Origin of the sequence: Pseudomonas cucumis (assembly GCF_030687935.1) — a bacterium.
GTDB lineage: Bacteria > Pseudomonadota > Gammaproteobacteria > Pseudomonadales > Pseudomonadaceae > Aquipseudomonas > Aquipseudomonas cucumis.
The window spans coordinates 3,638,678-3,655,343 of record NZ_CP117454.1 but is presented as its reverse complement, the minus strand read 5'-3'; the positions used below and the strand labels follow the sequence as shown (position 1 = coordinate 3,655,343).

The 16,666-nt window shown below is 59.6% G+C and carries 10 protein-coding genes; 3 read left to right on the top strand and 7 right to left on the bottom strand.

The genetic code is table 11. From position 1 onward, the window contains the following. Positions 1–69: 69 nt before the first annotated feature. The 3 genes from PSH97_RS16440 to PSH97_RS16430 all read right to left on the bottom strand — a co-directional run bounded on the left by PSH97_RS16440 (position 70) and on the right by PSH97_RS16430 (position 3,311). Positions 70–1,917: an amidohydrolase gene (locus PSH97_RS16440; protein WP_305449815.1), complete on the bottom strand. Its 1,848-nt coding sequence runs from the start codon at positions 1,915–1,917 to the stop codon at positions 70–72. Positions 1,918–2,221: 304 nt separating this feature from the next. Beyond that, the gene (locus PSH97_RS16435; protein ID WP_123356684.1) at positions 2,222–2,536 is read right to left on the bottom strand and encodes an SCP2 sterol-binding domain-containing protein; all 315 of its coding nucleotides are present in this window, start codon (positions 2,534–2,536) and stop codon (positions 2,222–2,224) included. A gap of 64 nt (positions 2,537–2,600) precedes the next feature. Then, on the bottom strand, positions 2,601–3,311 hold the full coding sequence (locus tag PSH97_RS16430; protein ID WP_305445828.1) for a histidine phosphatase family protein: 711 nt from the start codon (positions 3,309–3,311) through the stop codon (positions 2,601–2,603). Positions 3,312–3,501: 190 nt separating this feature from the next. On the opposite strand from PSH97_RS16430, the gene sohB reads away from it, so the two are divergent. Together sohB and PSH97_RS16420 are read left to right on the top strand one after the other, a co-directional pair. Continuing rightward, positions 3,502–4,524 carry a protease SohB gene (gene sohB, locus PSH97_RS16425; protein ID WP_305445827.1) on the top strand — a complete coding sequence of 341 codons (1,023 nt, stop codon included), beginning with the start codon at positions 3,502–3,504 and terminating at the stop codon, positions 4,522–4,524. 191 nt (positions 4,525–4,715) lie between these two features. Beyond that, entirely contained in the window at positions 4,716–8,657 is a 3,942-nt protein-coding gene (locus PSH97_RS16420) for a dermonecrotic toxin domain-containing protein (protein WP_305445826.1), read from the top strand. Between the two features lie 41 nt (positions 8,658–8,698). Here PSH97_RS16420 and PSH97_RS16415 read toward each other — a convergent pair whose 3' ends face one another. Further along, on the bottom strand, positions 8,699–9,193 hold the full coding sequence (locus tag PSH97_RS16415) for a DUF934 domain-containing protein (protein ID WP_305445825.1): 495 nt from the start codon (positions 9,191–9,193) through the stop codon (positions 8,699–8,701). After that, entirely contained in the window at positions 9,177–10,835 is a 1,659-nt protein-coding gene (locus PSH97_RS16410) for a nitrite/sulfite reductase (RefSeq protein WP_305445824.1), read from the bottom strand. The genes PSH97_RS16415 and PSH97_RS16410 overlap by 17 nt, the downstream gene beginning before the upstream one ends. Before the next feature lie 522 nt (positions 10,836–11,357). Here PSH97_RS16410 and PSH97_RS16405 point away from each other — a divergent pair. Then, positions 11,358–12,437: an ABC transporter substrate-binding protein gene (locus PSH97_RS16405; protein WP_305445823.1), complete on the top strand. Its 1,080-nt coding sequence runs from the start codon at positions 11,358–11,360 to the stop codon at positions 12,435–12,437. A gap of 6 nt (positions 12,438–12,443) precedes the next feature. Here PSH97_RS16405 and PSH97_RS16400 read toward each other — a convergent pair whose 3' ends face one another. Continuing rightward, positions 12,444–12,665 (bottom strand): DUF2970 domain-containing protein, encoded by a 222-nt coding sequence (locus tag PSH97_RS16400; RefSeq protein WP_038982938.1) that lies wholly within the window; start codon positions 12,663–12,665, stop codon positions 12,444–12,446. Between the two features lie 155 nt (positions 12,666–12,820). Further along, on the bottom strand, positions 12,821–16,531 hold the full coding sequence (metH, locus tag PSH97_RS16395) for a methionine synthase (protein WP_223485206.1): 3,711 nt from the start codon (positions 16,529–16,531) through the stop codon (positions 12,821–12,823). Between the last annotated feature and the right edge of the window lie 135 nt (positions 16,532–16,666).

Genomic DNA, 16,666 nt, shown 5'->3' with positions numbered 1-16,666 from the left:
GGCTCCTACGAAAAGCGGTTTACTCGCTTGATTCAGAGGGGCGCCTTCCTCAGCGCCCAAAAGTCCCAATCAAAACGCGAAACACGAACAGCCAAACGCCCCCCAGAACCCTTGAAAGTCACTGACCGGCGCTGACGACAACCGCGCCCGCTCATGGCTGTGGGCATGCACCGCGCAAGCGCCCACACACTGGTGCGCTTGCGCGGTCAGCGGCGCCAATGGTTTCCAGTGCCCCGGTACATTCACCACGGGCGACCACTCAGGCACCACCGGAATGGGCGGAGGACCCAGTTTTTCAAACTCCACGCTGCCGTAGACGATCTTGCCGTCGACAATGGTCAGCACCGACTCGATCCATTTGATCGCTTCGTCTTCGATGTGAAAGTAGTCCGCCGACAGTGCAATCAGGTCCGCCAGTTGCCCGACCTTGATCTGGCCTTTCTTGCCTTGTTCGGAGGAAAACCAGGCGCTGCCATGGGTGAACAGTTCCAGCGCCGTATCCCGGCTCAAACCTTGCGGGTACAACGCCAGCCCGCCGACGGTGCGGCCGCTGACCAGCCAATACATCGAGGTCCAGGGGTTGTAGCTGGACACGCGCGTGGCATCGGTGCCAGCGCCCACCGGCACCCCCTCGGCGAGCATGCGCGCGATCGGTGGTGTCGCTTCAGCCGCCTTCGCGCCGTAACGGTCGACAAAATACTCGCCCTGGAACGCCATGCGGTCCTGTATCGCGATGCCGCCCCCCAAGGCTTTGACCCGCTCAATGTTCCGTGGGGTGATGGTTTCGGCATGATCGAAGAACCATGGCAAGCCGTCGAACGGAATATCCCGGTTGACCTTCTCGAACACGTCGAGCATGCGGCTGATGGATTCGTTGTAGGTGGCGTGCAGGCGGAAGGGCCAGCGCTGCTCGACGAGGTGCCGCACCACCGGTTCCAGCTCCTGCTCCATGGTTTGCGGCAGGTCGGGGCGGGGTTCGAGGAAGTCTTCGAAATCCGCTGCCGAGAACACCAGCATTTCCCCGGCACCGTTGTGCCGCAGGAAGTCATCGCCCTGACCGTAATGGGAAGTGCTGGTCCAGTTCTTGAAGTCAGTCAGTTCTTCCTTGGGTTTCTGGGTGAACAGGTTGTAGGCAATGCGCACCGTGAGCTGCTGGTCTTTGGCCAGTTGCTGGATGACTTGATAATCGTCTGGATAATTCTGATAACCGCCGCCGGCATCGATGGCGCTGGTGACGCCCAGGCGATTGAGTTCGCGCATGAATTGGCGGGTCGAGTTGACCTGATACTCCAGAGGCAACTTCGGTCCCTTGGCCAGGGTCGAGTAGAGGATCATCGCATTGGGGCGGGCGATCAGCATGCCAGTGGGGTCGCCATTGGCATCGCGCTGGATCTCGCCGCCCGGTGGGTTCGGCGTGTCGCGGGTATAACCGACTACTTTCAGCGCTGCACGGTTGAGCAGGGCGCGGTCGTAGAGGTGCAGGACGAACACCGGGGTGTCCGGCGCAGCCTTGTTCAGTTCTTCAATCGTCGGCAGGCGCTTCTCGGCAAACTGGAACTCGTTCCAGCCACCGACTACCCGCACCCATTGCGGCGTTGGCGTGCGATCGGCCTGGTCCTTGAGCATGCGCAAGGCATCGGCCAGGGACGGCACGCCTTCCCAGCGCAGTTCCAGGTTGTAGTTCAGACCACCACGGATCAAGTGCAGGTGGGAATCGTTGAGACCGGGAATCACCGTTCGGCCATGCAGGTCGATGATCTGCGTGCCAGGACCTTGCAGAGCCATGGCCTGGGCATCGCTGCCGACCACCACGAAGCGCCCGTCCTTGATCGCGACAGCACTGGCCTGGGGTTTCTTGCGGTCGACGGTGTGCAGGCGTCCGTTGTACAGAATCAGATCGGCCGGAGCATCGGGCATGGTTTTACTCCCTGCGAATAGTGGGCTGACCCAGGCACCGACGGCGCCTGCCGAAAGGCCTTGCAATACACGGCGACGGCTGAAGTCGTTGGGCTCGTCAGGTGGGCTCATGGCACTGCTCTCCACTAAGTTCTTCACAAAGAAGTGAGGGCAAACAGCCGATGTCTGACGCATGCGGCCAGAAGGAATATAGTCGGCAAATCCACAGATAGCCGTTTTCCGAGGGCGAAAACGACGAATCCCGCCACAAGGGGCGGGATTCGTTTGCAGCCAGACGTGCTCCCGAGAGACGGGAGCGGCGTGCTTAGGCCGGGAACAGCTCGGACAGTTTCATGGCCAGCATCATGTCGCCTTCAGCGCGCAGTTTGCCGCCCATGAACGCTTGCATGCCGTCGGTCGAACCGTCGACGATACCTTCCAGGGTTTCGCCGTCCATTACCAGAGTGACCTGGGCGTCCGGGTTCTCGCCTTCTTGCAGTTCGCAGGTGCCGTCTTTGACGATCAGCGAGAAGTTCTTGGTGTCGTCGATGCGGAAACCGAAGACCAGGTCCAGACCGGCAGCAGCGGCTGGGTTGAACTTGGCTTTCATTGCTTGTACGGCATCAGCTACGGAGGTCATGGTTCGATCCTTTCTTGGGTAATAAGAGCTGGGTGATTACAGCCAGGGTCACAATAATCCGGACTCAGCGAAACGTGATGAGTTCCGGGGCCTTCAGCAGTTGCAGGTGTGCATGACTGTTGAAGGAAGCCAGGGCCACCTCGCGACCGCGAAACTTCAGCAGATTGAGCGAGGTGTTGACGATTTGCCAGTTCAGTTCAAAGGCCTGCTTTGCGGGCATTTGCGTAATGAGGTGGAGCAGGGCAGTGATGGTGCCGCCGGAGGTGAACACGGCGATTTTCTGGGTGTTGTCGGCTTGTTCGAGCAATCGATGCAGACCGGCCTGTACGCGTTCGACGAAACCCAGCCAGCTCTCCAGGCCCGGTGTGTCGTAGGTGCCGGCGAGCCAGCGCTCGATGATCAAGGCAAAGATGCGTTGGAATTCCGCACGGTTTTGTGCGGCGTTGCGCAGGATATCCAGCGCTTGGGGCTCGTCGTCCAACATGGCCGGCAGCAGGGCGCGGATCACCGCGTCAGCGTCGAATTCGTTGAAGGCGGAATCGATTTCCAGCAGCGGCACCGGCATACCGACGGCGGCGAATTGTTCCAGCGCGCTGTTGGCGGTGTGTTGCTGGCGGCGCAGGTCGCCCGACAGGCAGCGATCGAAGCTGACACCGAGTTCGGCCAGGTGCTGGCCGAGGAGTTCTGCCTGGCGAATACCGGTCGGCGACAGAACGTCATAGTCGTCTGCACCAAAGGAGGCTTGGCCATGTCGAATCAAGTAGATGCTGCCCACGTCCGCGTCATCCCGGTACGTTGAAGGTTTGGCGAGGTTATGAGGATGGCGGTGAGCTGTCAATGAAAAAACATACGCTTGTTTGAAATGCCCGTTACAGGCCTGTTGCCAGTGGTCGTCCGGCTGGCGGATGGGTATGCTGGAGGTATCCCGCGCGTGTTAACCCCGCGCATTGATTGAAGGAGTCCCTGTGGAGCTTTTGTTCGAGTACGCCATTTTCCTGGCCAAGACCGTGACTCTGGTGATCGCCATTCTGGTGGTCCTGGCCAGTTTTGCGGCGTTGCGCAGCAAAGGGCGGCGCAAGTCGGCCGGGCAGCTGCAAGTCAACAAACTCAATGATTTCTACAAAGGGCTGCGCGAACGCCTGGAGCAAACCTTGCTCGACAAGGATCAGCTCAAGGCCCTGCGCAAGTCCCAGGCTAAAACCGAGAAAAAGCAAAAGAAGAAACCTGAGGCCAAACCACGGGTGTTCGTGCTGGATTTCGATGGTGACATCAAGGCGTCGGCCACTGAGAGCCTGCGCCATGAAATCACTGCTCTGTTGACCCTCGCCACGCCAAAGGATGAAGTGGTGCTGCGCCTCGAAAGCGGCGGTGGCATGGTCCACAGCTATGGCCTGGCGTCTTCGCAACTGGCGCGGATTCGTGACGCCGGCGTGCCGTTAACCGTGTGCATCGACAAGGTCGCGGCCAGCGGCGGCTACATGATGGCGTGCATCGGCGAGAAGATTATCAGTGCGCCGTTCGCGATCCTCGGCTCGATCGGCGTGGTGGCGCAGTTGCCCAACGTCAATCGCCTGTTGAAAAAACACGACATCGACTTCGAAGTACTGACGGCCGGCGAGTACAAGCGCACCCTGACGGTATTCGGTGAAAACACCGAGAAAGGCCGGGAGAAATTCCAGGAAGACCTGGACATCACCCATCAGCTGTTCAAGAACTTCGTTTCCCGCTATCGCCCGCAGCTGGCCATCGATGAAGTGGCCACGGGTGAAATCTGGCTGGGTGTCTCGGCCTTGGACAAGCAACTGGTGGATGAACTCAAGACCAGCGATGAATACCTTGCCGAACGGGCCAAGCAGTCCGAGCTCTATCACTTGCATTACGTCGAACGCAAAAGCCTGCAGGAGCGCATCGGCATCGCGGCCAGCGGTTCGATCGATCGCGTATTGCTGAGCTGGTGGAGCCGGTTGACCCAGCAACGCTTCTGGTAAGCCTCTGGCGGGCGTCTCCGGAAAAAATCAAACCGCGGATTTCCGCGGTTTTTTTTCGTCCGGCGTTCCAGACTGTTCACTTTCCTGCGGACTCTGCGAAACGTCCTAACTGGCCTGCCGATCATTCCGACTTACGCTTGAGTTGCGGCTGGGTAATGTGGTGATTCCCAATAGTTTGCAATGGAATGCACATGAATGATCACGCACATGGCGACGCCCCAACGCCCAATGTCCTGATACGTAACGAACTGAAGGCCGCGGTGGAGACCGCACTACCGCAAACCCCCGCTCAGTTTGGCGAGTCCTTGATCAAGGAGAAGTGGGGGGCCGACATTGATCCGCAGACGGCCCTGCTGGTAACGCTCGACTATAACTACCATGGGCATCCTCCTGAGAGCGGTGTCCACCAGGGGCAGGTGGGGAGTTCTCGCTCTCTGATCCAGGCGCTGCTTGGCAATTATCAGACGGTGGGTGATGGGCGCTTCGGCGAAACCGCGTTTGGGCTGTACACACCGCCCGACATCGGGCCGTCGGTGCGCATTGTCGAAAAGGTCGATGAGTTTGCCTATGTGGGCAACGGCAATCACGACACCTATGAAGGCATTTACCGCGCCACGGTTCCGCAATCCTATGGCCCGCACACGCAAATCAATCTGCGGCCTGCCGATTTCAAGCAGTGGGTCTGGGGGGTGTTTCTTTCCCGTCGATACCAGACTTATCTTGATCAGGCCTGGCCGTCGGACGCAGTCATTGCTGCTCCCGGTTCTTATGCCCTGAGGACATCGGTCAAGGCGGCTTTCGTCATGGCGGCCCGGCTGCAATATCAAGAACGGTGCCTCACCCGAAAGGGTCTGGAACTGGCCATGCAAGCCGCGGGTTTGCCCGCCACGCAGACCTGGGAAACACTGACGATCAAGCAGCTGCAGGCGCCGACAAGAATGCCCCCCGGCGTCGAGGCGAGTCGGTTGAAACTGTACCGTTATACGGCGACAGATATCTGGTGTTTTCGAGCGCGATCAGGCTCCAGGGTGCTGCTGTACATCCCCGGCAATTCTTCACCGCTGCACGAATTCACCGATAGCCGGCAGTTGCGTCAGTGGATCGTGGCGCAGGGCCGGGTGGCTAATACGAAACAGGCTCTGGCGGCTCACTTTTCTGAAGAGGATCGCGAGGACGGCACCTTTCATGCGGGTGTACTGACCGCGCTGGAGGGCATGGCGATTTATCCCAAAATGCACAGGCTGACGAAGAGTGCCGGGTTCTTCAATAATGATGGCCATTGGGATCCGCACGACTACATCGACTTTGATCGCTCACCCGGCGCATCCGACCCTTTTGCGCAGTTGGTGAGTTCCATGAAGCAGGCCGCCCAGGACAGCGTCAAGACCATCCGCGACGATGCCCAGGTCAACCGTGACAATCTGAGCGCTTTCGTCGAGCCGATCGTGCAATGGATCAACCAGTTCGGGCCGCTGGCGTTGTTTGTGCCCGGAGGTGAGGGATTGTTGGTGCTGGCCGGGCTAATTGACGCCGGTTACGGTCTGCATGAGGCCATTGAGGGGAAAACGGCCAGTGAGCGTTCTGAAGGCGTGACGCGAACCGTGTTCGGCTTGCTCAATGCACTGCCGCTGGCTGGGGCTGTCGCTTCGTTAAAAGGCGAAGGCGCCGAGGCCGCCGCGCTGGCCAGGGCCGAACACGGGGTCGAGGAGCCCGCTGTGCGGCTCGATGGTACGTCGGTGGGCGCTCCACCCGTTCATGTCGCCCCCGTGGAGTCGGGGGCGCAGATGCCGACCCGTCTGAGCCTGCTGCGAGGGATCGACGCCCCGGTGGATTCCTTCAGCGACGAAGTGCTGGCGCAAATCGGCAAGGTCAGCGCTGTTGATGACGATCTGCTGCGAATGATGCAGACCGGTCGTCGACCCACTCCTGTGTTGGCCGACACTATCAGCCGCTTCAAAATCGATCAGGACGTCGTGGAGGCCATGGACAAAACGCAGGCTGACGGAAGCGAGGCGTTGCAGGCCCGGCGAGTGGAGTTGTTCAACGCTCGCTATCAGGCGCTCCAACACTCGGAGCATGAATGGGTTCGATTGTTTCAACAGCAATATCCCGGCCTGCCGAAAAGTGCGGTGGAGCAGATGCTTGATCGCTGTGGCGTAGAGTTCACGGCGACGCCGGATGCGAGCCAGGTCAAGGGAGTATTCAGACAACTGGACAGCAAGGCCCGCCAGTACCAGCAGCATGTGAGGCTTACCCGAGCTTACGAAGGCCTTTATCTGCGGTCGGTGGCCCATTCCGGTTCGGACACGCTGGCCTTGCATTCGCTGAAAAACCTGCCCGGCTGGCCGAAAGGCCTGCGAATCGAGGTGCTCGACGGCTCGCTGCAAGGTCGGGTGCTGGATCGTTGCGGCTCGCTTGATGCGGCTGATTGTCGACGCTTGATCAAAATCGGCGACCACTATCAATACGTCGATGTGCCCGCCCAAGCCATCGCGCGCACGGATTTTTACGGGGCCATCATCGGTGTGTTGTCCGCGGACGAGCGGGTGGCGCTGCAGTTACAGTCGCTGAACCCGGCCAGCGAACTGAAGCTCAAACTCCGCGACCGGGCACTGTCACGCGCCGAGTTCGCCTTGGGCCTGGGCAGAATGGACGGGGGGCTGCCTTTCGAAATGCAGGGTTTGAGGGGTGGCGGTTTTCCGACGACTCCGCAGGCCGCAGCGTTGACCCACCAGACGATGAGGCTGCAAGTGAGGGAGCTCTATCCCGAATTCAGCAACGCGCAGGCCGATGAATGGCTGCAACATGCCGGAGCAAGCGCTCAGTCACACCTCGATGGTCTGAAGCAACAGTTCGAGCAATTGAGTACGGATTTGACCAGTTGGATTGACCGGACCTTACTGGATCTCGATGACATGGACATCGACTTTCTGGCCGCTGGCGACGAGGACGCCGTGGGCATGACTCATGCACAAATCGCGGAGCATAACGTCGCGCTGGTGCAGTACACGATGGAGTTCGAGCGCGAGACCCGGATGGAACTGGCTGACGAGCTGATCTCAATCTGGCAAAAGTGCCCGCCGCAGACCAATCGTCTCTATTCCGGCGAAGCGTTAGTGGGATACAAACTGGATCTGGAGTTCGAGGACTACCACCGCTTGCCGGTCATGAACGTCAAGTTCAACGACGTGATTGAGTTGTCGATGCGCGGATTGCACCTGACGGAACGTGAGAGCTTGAACGGGTTTCTTGAATCTTTCCCCAACCTGCGCGTATTGAGTCTGGAGAAAGTCGATCTGCGACTGCCTGATGCCATGGAGGTATTGGAGAGCGTTCTACCGCCGGCGATCCCGCGAATGAGCCATCTCACAACGCTGAATCTGAAAACCGCGTTTCTCAAATTCAGGGAGGACACGGCGTCTCAACTGTGTGACTTGATCAACTTGCAATCACTGGACTTGAGTGAAAACCCCCTGAGTGTTTCGCCTGTGTTGTTAGGGATGGACAAACTGCGGGAGGTGAACTTGAGGAAAACAGAGATCAGTTCGTGCCCCATCGGGATTCGGGACGAGCCCTACCTGACGTTGCTGGACCTGCGTGACAACCGAATAACCCGGGTTCCGCCGGCGGTATTGAGCCAGGCCATTGCCCGGGATCGGGTAAAGCTCTGGGGCAATCCGCTGACGGACGAAGACACGCTGCTACGCCTGATCAGGCATCGACAGCGCACCGGGATCAACCTTTGGTTGAGCGCGCCAGGAGCCGATTATGGCAATCCGGTTGCGTGGTTGCAGGAGGGTGACGAAGCACTGCGGCAAGCCAGGCGAACGATCTGGCAGCAATTGGCGGTCAAGCCGTCAGGCAGTCGTTTCCTGAGGCTCATTGATGGGCTCAGCCTGACGGCGGACTTTCAGGTCGATTATCTGGAGTTGCAAGGGAGGGTCTGGCGACTGTTGAGCGAGGCGCAGGCATCGGACGAGTTGTGGAACTGGCTGATCTGGGTGGTCGAGGGCACAGAGGTCGATGCTGAAAATCCGTTGGAGATGTTCATGTCGCTGGAGGATCGGGCCAGGCTTTATCGCGATTGGGTGGCGATGGGGCGGCCATTTCCGGTGATCGCCGAGCAGGCCTAGAGGATGGCCTTGAACCCCGCAAAGGGTTCAAGGCCTGGACATCAACGGCGACGGAACAGCGGCAGCGGCTCGTCGGTGGCGGCCTGATACGTCACCGAGAAATCCTGGAGACTTTCCAGGGCTTCGTACGGGTCTTTATCGGCGCGCAATGCAAAGGCATCGAAACCGCAGCGATGCATGTAGAACAGTTGGTCGCGCAGTACATCGCCGATCGCCCGCAGCTCGCCTTTGAAACCATAACGGTCACGCAGCAGGCGGGCGTTGGAGTAGTTGCGTCCATCGGTGAACGCCGGGAAGTTCAAGGCGATGACCTGGAACTGATCGACGTCATCTCCGATTTCTTCGGCTTCTTCATCGGCGTCCAGCCACACGCCCAAGCCGCCATCGCGAGCCTTGAGCATACGGCTGTGTTCGCGCCACAGTTGCAGCGGGACGATAAGGTCGTCGCAATTGCTGATCTCGTCGATGTTGAAGTCCTTCGGCAGCAGGTGCCAGGTTTCGTCGACGACTTCGTTGTTCTTAATTATTCGCTGCATAGACGCGCTCCTTGAAGAGGTCGATGCCGATACGCTGATAGGTGTCGATGAAGCGCTCGTCTTCGGTACGTTGTTCGATGTACACGTCGATCAGCTTCTCGATCACGTCAGGCATGGCTTCCTGTGCGAAAGACGGGCCGAGGATCTTGCCCAGGCTCGCATCGCGACTGGCGCTGCCACCCAGGGATACCTGGTAGAACTCTTCGCCTTTCTTGTCCACCCCGAGGATGCCGATGTGGCCGACGTGGTGGTGACCACAGGCGTTCATGCAGCCAGAGATGTTCAGGTCCAGTTCGCCGATATCGAACAGGTAATCCAGGTCTTCGAAGCGACGCTGGATCGACTCGGCGATCGGGATCGACTTGGCGTTGGCCAGGGAGCAGAAGTCGCCACCCGGGCAGCAGATGATGTCGGTCAGCAAGCCGATGTTCGGCGTGGCGAAGCCCTGCTCGCGTAACTCGCCCCACATCGCGAACAACTGACTTTGTTCAACGTCGGCCAGAATGATGTTCTGCTCGTGAGATGTGCGCAGCTGACCGAAGCTGTAACGGTCGGCCAGGTCGGCCACGGCGTCGAGCTGCTTGTCGGTGATGTCGCCCGGTGCAACACCGGTCGGCTTCAGGGAGAGGGTCACGGCGACATAACCTGGCTTCTTGTGAGCCAGGGTATTGCGGGTGCGCCAGCGGGCGAAGCCTGGGTGCTGTTTGTCGAGTTCGGCCAGTTCGGCAGTCTGGTTGTCCAGAGCCTTGTATTCGGGATCGACGAAGTGTTTGGCCACGCGATGCACTTCGGCCTCGGTCAACGTGGTCTGGCCACCGCGAAGGTGTTCCATTTCCGCGTCGACTTTTTGCGCGAACACTTCAGGCGTCAGGGCCTTGACCAGAATCTTGATCCGCGCCTTGTACTTGTTGTCGCGACGGCCGTAGCGGTTGTAGACCCGCAGGATGGCGTCGAGGTAGCTCAACAGGTCTTGCCATGGCAGGAACTCGTTGATGAACGCGCCCACCACCGGGGTACGGCCCAGGCCGCCACCGACCAGCACACGGAAGCCCAGTTCGCCTGCGGCGTTGTGCACCGGCTCAAGGCCAATGTCATGGACTTCGATGGCCGCACGGTCAGACGTCGAACCGTTGATGGCGATTTTGAATTTACGCGGCAGGTAGGCGAATTCCGGGTGGAACGTGGTCCACTGACGGACGATTTCGCACCATGGACGCGGGTCGATCAACTCGTCGGCCGCAACACCGGCGAACTGGTCGGTGGTGACGTTGCGCAGGCAGTTGCCGCTGGTCTGGATCGCATGCATCTGCACGGTCGCCAGTTCAGCCAGGATGTCCGGGATGTCTTCCAGGGCCGGCCAGTTGAACTGCACGTTCTGCCGGGTACTGATGTGGGCATAGCCCTTGTCATAGTCGCGGGCAATCTTGGCCATCATTCGCGTCTGGCGCGAAGTCAGTTGGCCATAAGGCACCGCCACCCGCAGCATCGGCGCGAAGCGCTGGATATAAAGGCCATTTTGCAGGCGCAGGGGGCGGAATTCTTCTTCGCTCAGCTCGCCTGCCAGATAGCGTCGGGTCTGATCACGGAACTGCTTGACGCGGTCCTCGATGATCCGCTGATCGTACTCGTCGTATACGTACATATAAGTCCTGTTCTCAGGCTTGGGCCGGTCGGATCCAGTTGCGTTTTTCGCTTGCTGAAGTCTCCGATACTGCCTCGGCAATTCTGCGCGCACGGCCGCGCACTCCCAACGGAGCGGAGGCAAGATACCAGTTTGCAGTTATGCGCAAAAGTGATGTTTGAGTATATGTAAAGAACCAAAACGACTAATGAAACACATGGGAGTAAAACCCACATTTGTGGTGCGGGCAATCATCGTCTTAACTGTGCTCGAGTCTTTATGCAATCACCGATAAAACCGACAAGAGGCGATGCAATGAGCAACCCCACCAAAGCAAGGAAAAGCGATAGCACGGTCGATGCTTGGGCGATTTTGTTCCTGATCATCCTGGTCGTGGGCACAGCGGTGTTCTGGGTCAGCCATCAATAAACGACCCCGTCCGGGCCGGTGCCGACGATTGTCGGACAAAAAACGGAATAAGCGCCGTTTCAAGGAACTTCGCTGGCTATAATGCGCGGCGGATTTTCGGGGGCTCGGACGTTAATGTTGAAGTATCTCTGTGGTGTAGTGCTGACGCTTGGCATGGGGGCGTGTGCCCAGGCGGCGTCGGTGTTGTTCCTCAATCCCGGGACCACCCAAGAGACGTTCTGGGTCAGTTACTCGCAGTTCATGCAGGCCGCGGCCAAGGACCTGGGCATGGATTTGCACATCCAGTATTCCGAGCGAAACGCTGAAACGACCCTCAAGCAGGCCCGCGAAGCTCTGCAAGGGCCGAATCGACCAGATTATCTGGTGTTCGTCAACGAACTGTACGTCGCCCCCGAAATCCTGCGCCTGGCTCAAGGCAGCGGCGTGAAGCTGTTTTTGGTCAACAACGGCCTGACCGCAGACCAGATGCGCCTGCTCGGCGCCCAGCCGGACAAGTACCCCGACTGGTTGGGCAGCCTGGTGCCCAACAATGAGGAGGGTGGCTACCTGATGCTCAAGGAGCTGATTCGCCTGCATCGCCCAATCGCACCTGGTGAAGTCATTGACCTCGTGGCCTTTTCCGGCCTGAAGATCACCCCAGCCGCGCAACAGCGTGAGAAGGGCATGATGCGGGCATTGGCCGAACACCCTGAAGTGCGGTTGCGCCAGTTGGTCTATGGCGGCTGGAACCGCAAGCGCGCCTATGAACAGGCCAGGTTATTGTTCAAGCGTTATCCGCAAACGTCGCTGGTCTGGTCGGCCAACGATGAAATGGCCTTTGGCGCCATGCAGGCCTACGCCGAAACGGGTGGTCAACCCGGCAAGGACGTGCTGTTCAGCGCCGTCAACAATTCACCGGCCGCGTTGCAGGCGCTACTGGAGGGGCGGTTGAGCGTGCTGCTGGGCGGGCACTTCACCCTGGGTGGTTGGGCCCTGGTGCAACTGCATGACTACGAGCAGGGGGTGGATGTCAGCCTGTACGGCGGGCGCGACCGGCAGATCCCGCTGTTGCAGCTGATCGATCACGCACAAGCCAAGCGATTGCTGGCGTTGAATGCGACTCAGGATTACGCCGTGGATTTCCGGAAACTCTCGGCCAAGGGCCGACCGACGTCATATCGCTACCCGTTCAGCTTGCAAACCCTGATGCACTGAGCCGGTTCAGATACCCGCCAGGTGCACCACCAGTTTGACGATGCCAAACAGCGTCAACGCGAACACCGCCGTGAACAGAATCCCCAGAATCACGAAATGACTCGGCTTGCCATGGGTGAAATCCCGAGCCCGGTTCTTCCCGCTCTGCACCCCGAACGCCGCCGCCATGACGCTGTGCAGCATCTGCCAGAAGGTCGGTGGTTTGTTGTTGTCGACTGGATCGTCCATAAATCCCCCGTCACGCATGCATGTAAAGCAAGCATAGACAATCCACGCAGTCCTGTAGGAGCGAGGCTTGCCCGCGAAGAACGATAACGCGGTCTCACAGGGAAACCGCGTCATCGTTCTTCGCGGGCAAGCCTCGCTCCCACAGGGAATGGGGGTTAGTTGTCGTAACCCAGGTTAGGCGCCAGCCAGCGCTCGGTCACGCTCAATTCCTGACCTTTGCGCGAGGTGTAGCTCTGCACCTGATCCTTGTCGATCTTGCCCACGGCGAAGTATTGCGCTTGCGGGTGAGCGAAGTACCAGCCGCTGACCGCTGCCGCCGGGAACATGGCGTAGTGCTCGGTGAGGAACACGCCACTGCGGCCGGCCTTGAGTTCTTCCGCTTCCGGGTCCAGCAGCTTGAACAGTGTGGCTTTCTCGGTGTGATCCGGGCAGGCTGGGTAGCCTGGAGCAGGGCGGATGCCGGTGTATTGCTCTTTGATCAACGCCTCGTTATCCAGCGTCTCGTCCTTGGCATAGCCCCAGTAGTCTTTACGCACCTGTTGGTGCAGCCACTCGGCACAGGCCTCGGCCAAACGGTCAGCCAGGGCTTTGACCATGATCGAGTTGTAGTCGTCGCCGGCATCCTGATAGGCCTTGGCCACTTCTTCGGCGCCGATGCCGGCGGTGGTGATAAAGCCACCCACGTAGTCGGTCACGCCACTGTCTTTGGGCGCAACGAAGTCAGCCAGGGAGAAGTTCGGCTTGCCGTCGGTCTTGATGATCTGCTGGCGCAAGTGGTGCAGCTTGGCCAATGGCTTGCCGTCATCGCCGTAGACTTCGATGTCATCGTCGCGCACCTGATTGGCTGGCCAGAAGCCGAACACCGCACGGGCGCTGATGAGTTTTTCGTCGATCAGTTTGGCAAGCATTTCCTGGGCATCGGCGTACAACGCGGTGGCGGCTTCACCGACCACTTCGTCTTGCAGGATGCGCGGGAATTTACCGGCCAGGTCCCAGGAGATGAAAAACGGCGTCCAGTCTATGTATTCGGCCAGAACTTTAAGGTCGATATTGTCCAGCACCTTGGCGCCGGTGAACGTCGGTTTGACCGGTTCGTAGCTACCCCAGTCGAACTGCGGCTTCTTGGCGATGGCCACCGGGTAGCTCAGGCGTTCGGTACGGGCGCTGCGGTTGGCGGTGCGCTCGCGAACGTCGATGTACTCCAGGCGAGTCTTCTCGACGAAACCGGCCTTCAGCTCCTTGGACAGCAACTGCGTCGCCACGCCCACGGCGCGGGAGGCATCGGTGACGTAGATCACCGCGTCGTTGCTGTACTTGGGCTCGATCTTCACCGCCGTGTGCGCCTTGGAAGTGGTCGCGCCACCGATCATCAACGGCAGATGGAAGTCCTGACGTTGCATCTCGCGGGCCACGTGAACCATTTCGTCCAGCGAAGGCGTGATCAAACCGGACAGGCCGATGATGTCGCACTTCTGTTCCTTGGCGACTTGCAGGATCTTCTCCGCCGGCACCATCACTCCAAGGTCGACGATGTCGTAGCCGTTACAACCCAGCACCACGCCAACAATGTTTTTGCCGATGTCGTGCACATCGCCCTTGACCGTGGCCATGAGGATCTTGCCCTTGGCTTCCGGCTTGTCGCCTTTTTCCAGTTCGATGAACGGGATCAAGTGGGCCACGGCCTGTTTCATCACGCGGGCGGACTTCACCACCTGCGGCAGGAACATTTTGCCGGCGCCGAACAGGTCGCCGACGATGTTCATACCCGCCATCAATGGGCCTTCGATCACTTCGATCGGGCGCGAGAACGACAGGCGCGACTCTTCGGTGTCTTCCACGATATGTGTGGTGATGCCCTTGACCAGCGCATGTTCCAGACGCTTGTTGACGTCCCAGTTGCGCCACTCTTCGGTCTCGGCTTCCTTGACGCTGCCGTCGCCCTTGTACTTGTCGGCGATGGCGAGGAGGGCGTCGGTGCCTTCCGGGGTGCGGTTGAGGATCACGTCTTCGACGGCGTCGCGCAGCTCGGCTGGAATCTGATCGTAGATCTCCAGTTGGCCGGCGTTGACGATGCCCATGGTCAGGCCATTACGGATCGCATACAGCAGGAACACCGAGTGAATCGCCTCGCGCACCGGGTTGTTGCCACGGAACGAGAACGACACGTTCGATACGCCGCCGGAGGTCAGGGCGTACGGCAGTTCGTCGCGGATGTAGGCGCAGGCGTTGATGAAGTCCACAGCGTAGTTGTTGTGTTCTTCGATACCGGTGGCCACGGCGAAGATGTTCGGGTCGAAGATGATGTCTTCCGGCGGGAAGCCGACGTCGTTGACCAGAATGTCGTAGGAGCGTTTGCAGATTTCTTTCTTGCGCGCTTCGGTGTCGGCCTGGCCGGCTTCATCGAAGGCCATCACCACCACGGCGGCGCCATAGCGCTTGCACAGTTTGGCGTGATGAATGAACTGCTCGACGCCTTCCTTCATGCTGATGGAGTTGACGATGCCCTTGCCCTGGATGCACTTGAGGCCGGCTTCGATCACTTCCCACTTGGAGGAGTCGATCATGATCGGCACGCGGGAGATGTCCGGTTCACCGGCAATCAGATTGAGGAAGGTCACCATGGCCTTCTTCGAATCGAGCATCCCTTCGTCCATGTTGATGTCGATCACCTGGGCGCCGGCTTCGACCTGTTGCAGGGCGACTTCCAGGGCTTCGGTGTAGTTGTCTTCACGGATCAGCCGGGCGAACTTGGCGGAACCGGTAATGTTGGTGCGCTCGCCGACGTTGACGAACAGCGAGCTGCGATCGATGGTGAACGGTTCCAGGCCCGACAGGCGGCAGGCCTTGGGAATGTCCGGGATTTCACGCGGCGCATAACCGGCCACCGCTTTGGCGATGGCTTCGATGTGGCCCGGCGTGGTGCCGCAGCAGCCGCCGACGATGTTCAGGAAGCCGCTTTGGGCGAACTCTTCGATGACCTTGGCGGTTTGCGCTGGCAGTTCGTCGTACTCGCCGAACTCGTTCGGCAGGCCGGCGTTCGGGTGCGCCGACACGTAGGTGCTGGCCTTGTTCGACAGTTCTTCCAGGTATGGGCGCAGTTCACTGGCGCCCAGGGCGCAGTTCAGGCCGACGGAGATCGGCTTGGCGTGGGCCACGGAGTTCCAGAACGCTTCGGTGGTCTGGCCGGAGAGGGTGCGGCCAGAGGCGTCGGTGATGGTGCCGGAGATCATGATCGGCAACTCGACGCCCAACTCTTCGTAAACACCCTGCACAGCGAAAATCGCGGCTTTGGCGTTGAGGGTGTCGAAAATGGTTTCGATCAGGATCAGGTCGGCGCCGCCTTCGATCAGGCCTTTGGTGGCCTCGGTGTAGTTTTCCACCAGCTCATCGAAGGTCACGTTGCGGTAGCCGGGGTTGTTCACGTCAGGTGACAGCGAGCAGGTACGGCTGGTCGGGCCGAGCACGCCGGCGACAAAACGCGGCTTGTCCGGGGTTTCCAGGGTCTTGGCGTCCGCCACCTTGCGCGCCAGGCGTGCGCCTTCTACGTTGAGTTCGTACGCCAGGCCCTGCATGCCGTAGTCGGCCTGGGACACTTGGGTGGCGTTGAAGGTGTTGGTTTCCAGAATGTCGGCGCCGGCATCCAGGTAGGCTTTTTCAATAGCACCAATCACGTCCGGGCGCGTCAGCACCAACAGGTCGTTGTTGCCTTTCACGTCGCTCGGCCAGTCGGCGAAGCGTTTGCCACGGTAATCCTGCTCCTCGAGCTTGTAGCTCTGGATCATCGTCCCCATGCCGCCATCGAGAATCAGGATGCGCTCTTTGAGGGCGTGCTTGAGAGCTTGAAGGCGAACGCTGCGATCGGACATTTGGACTACTCGGTAAGGCCATGACGAAGGCCCGGGATGATAACAAACCTGTGCGCTTTTGGAGCATGTGCGGGTTTTGCATGAATATCGTTCATGTTGGTACGAGGGCCAGGCCGGTAGAATCGCGGCGTTTTC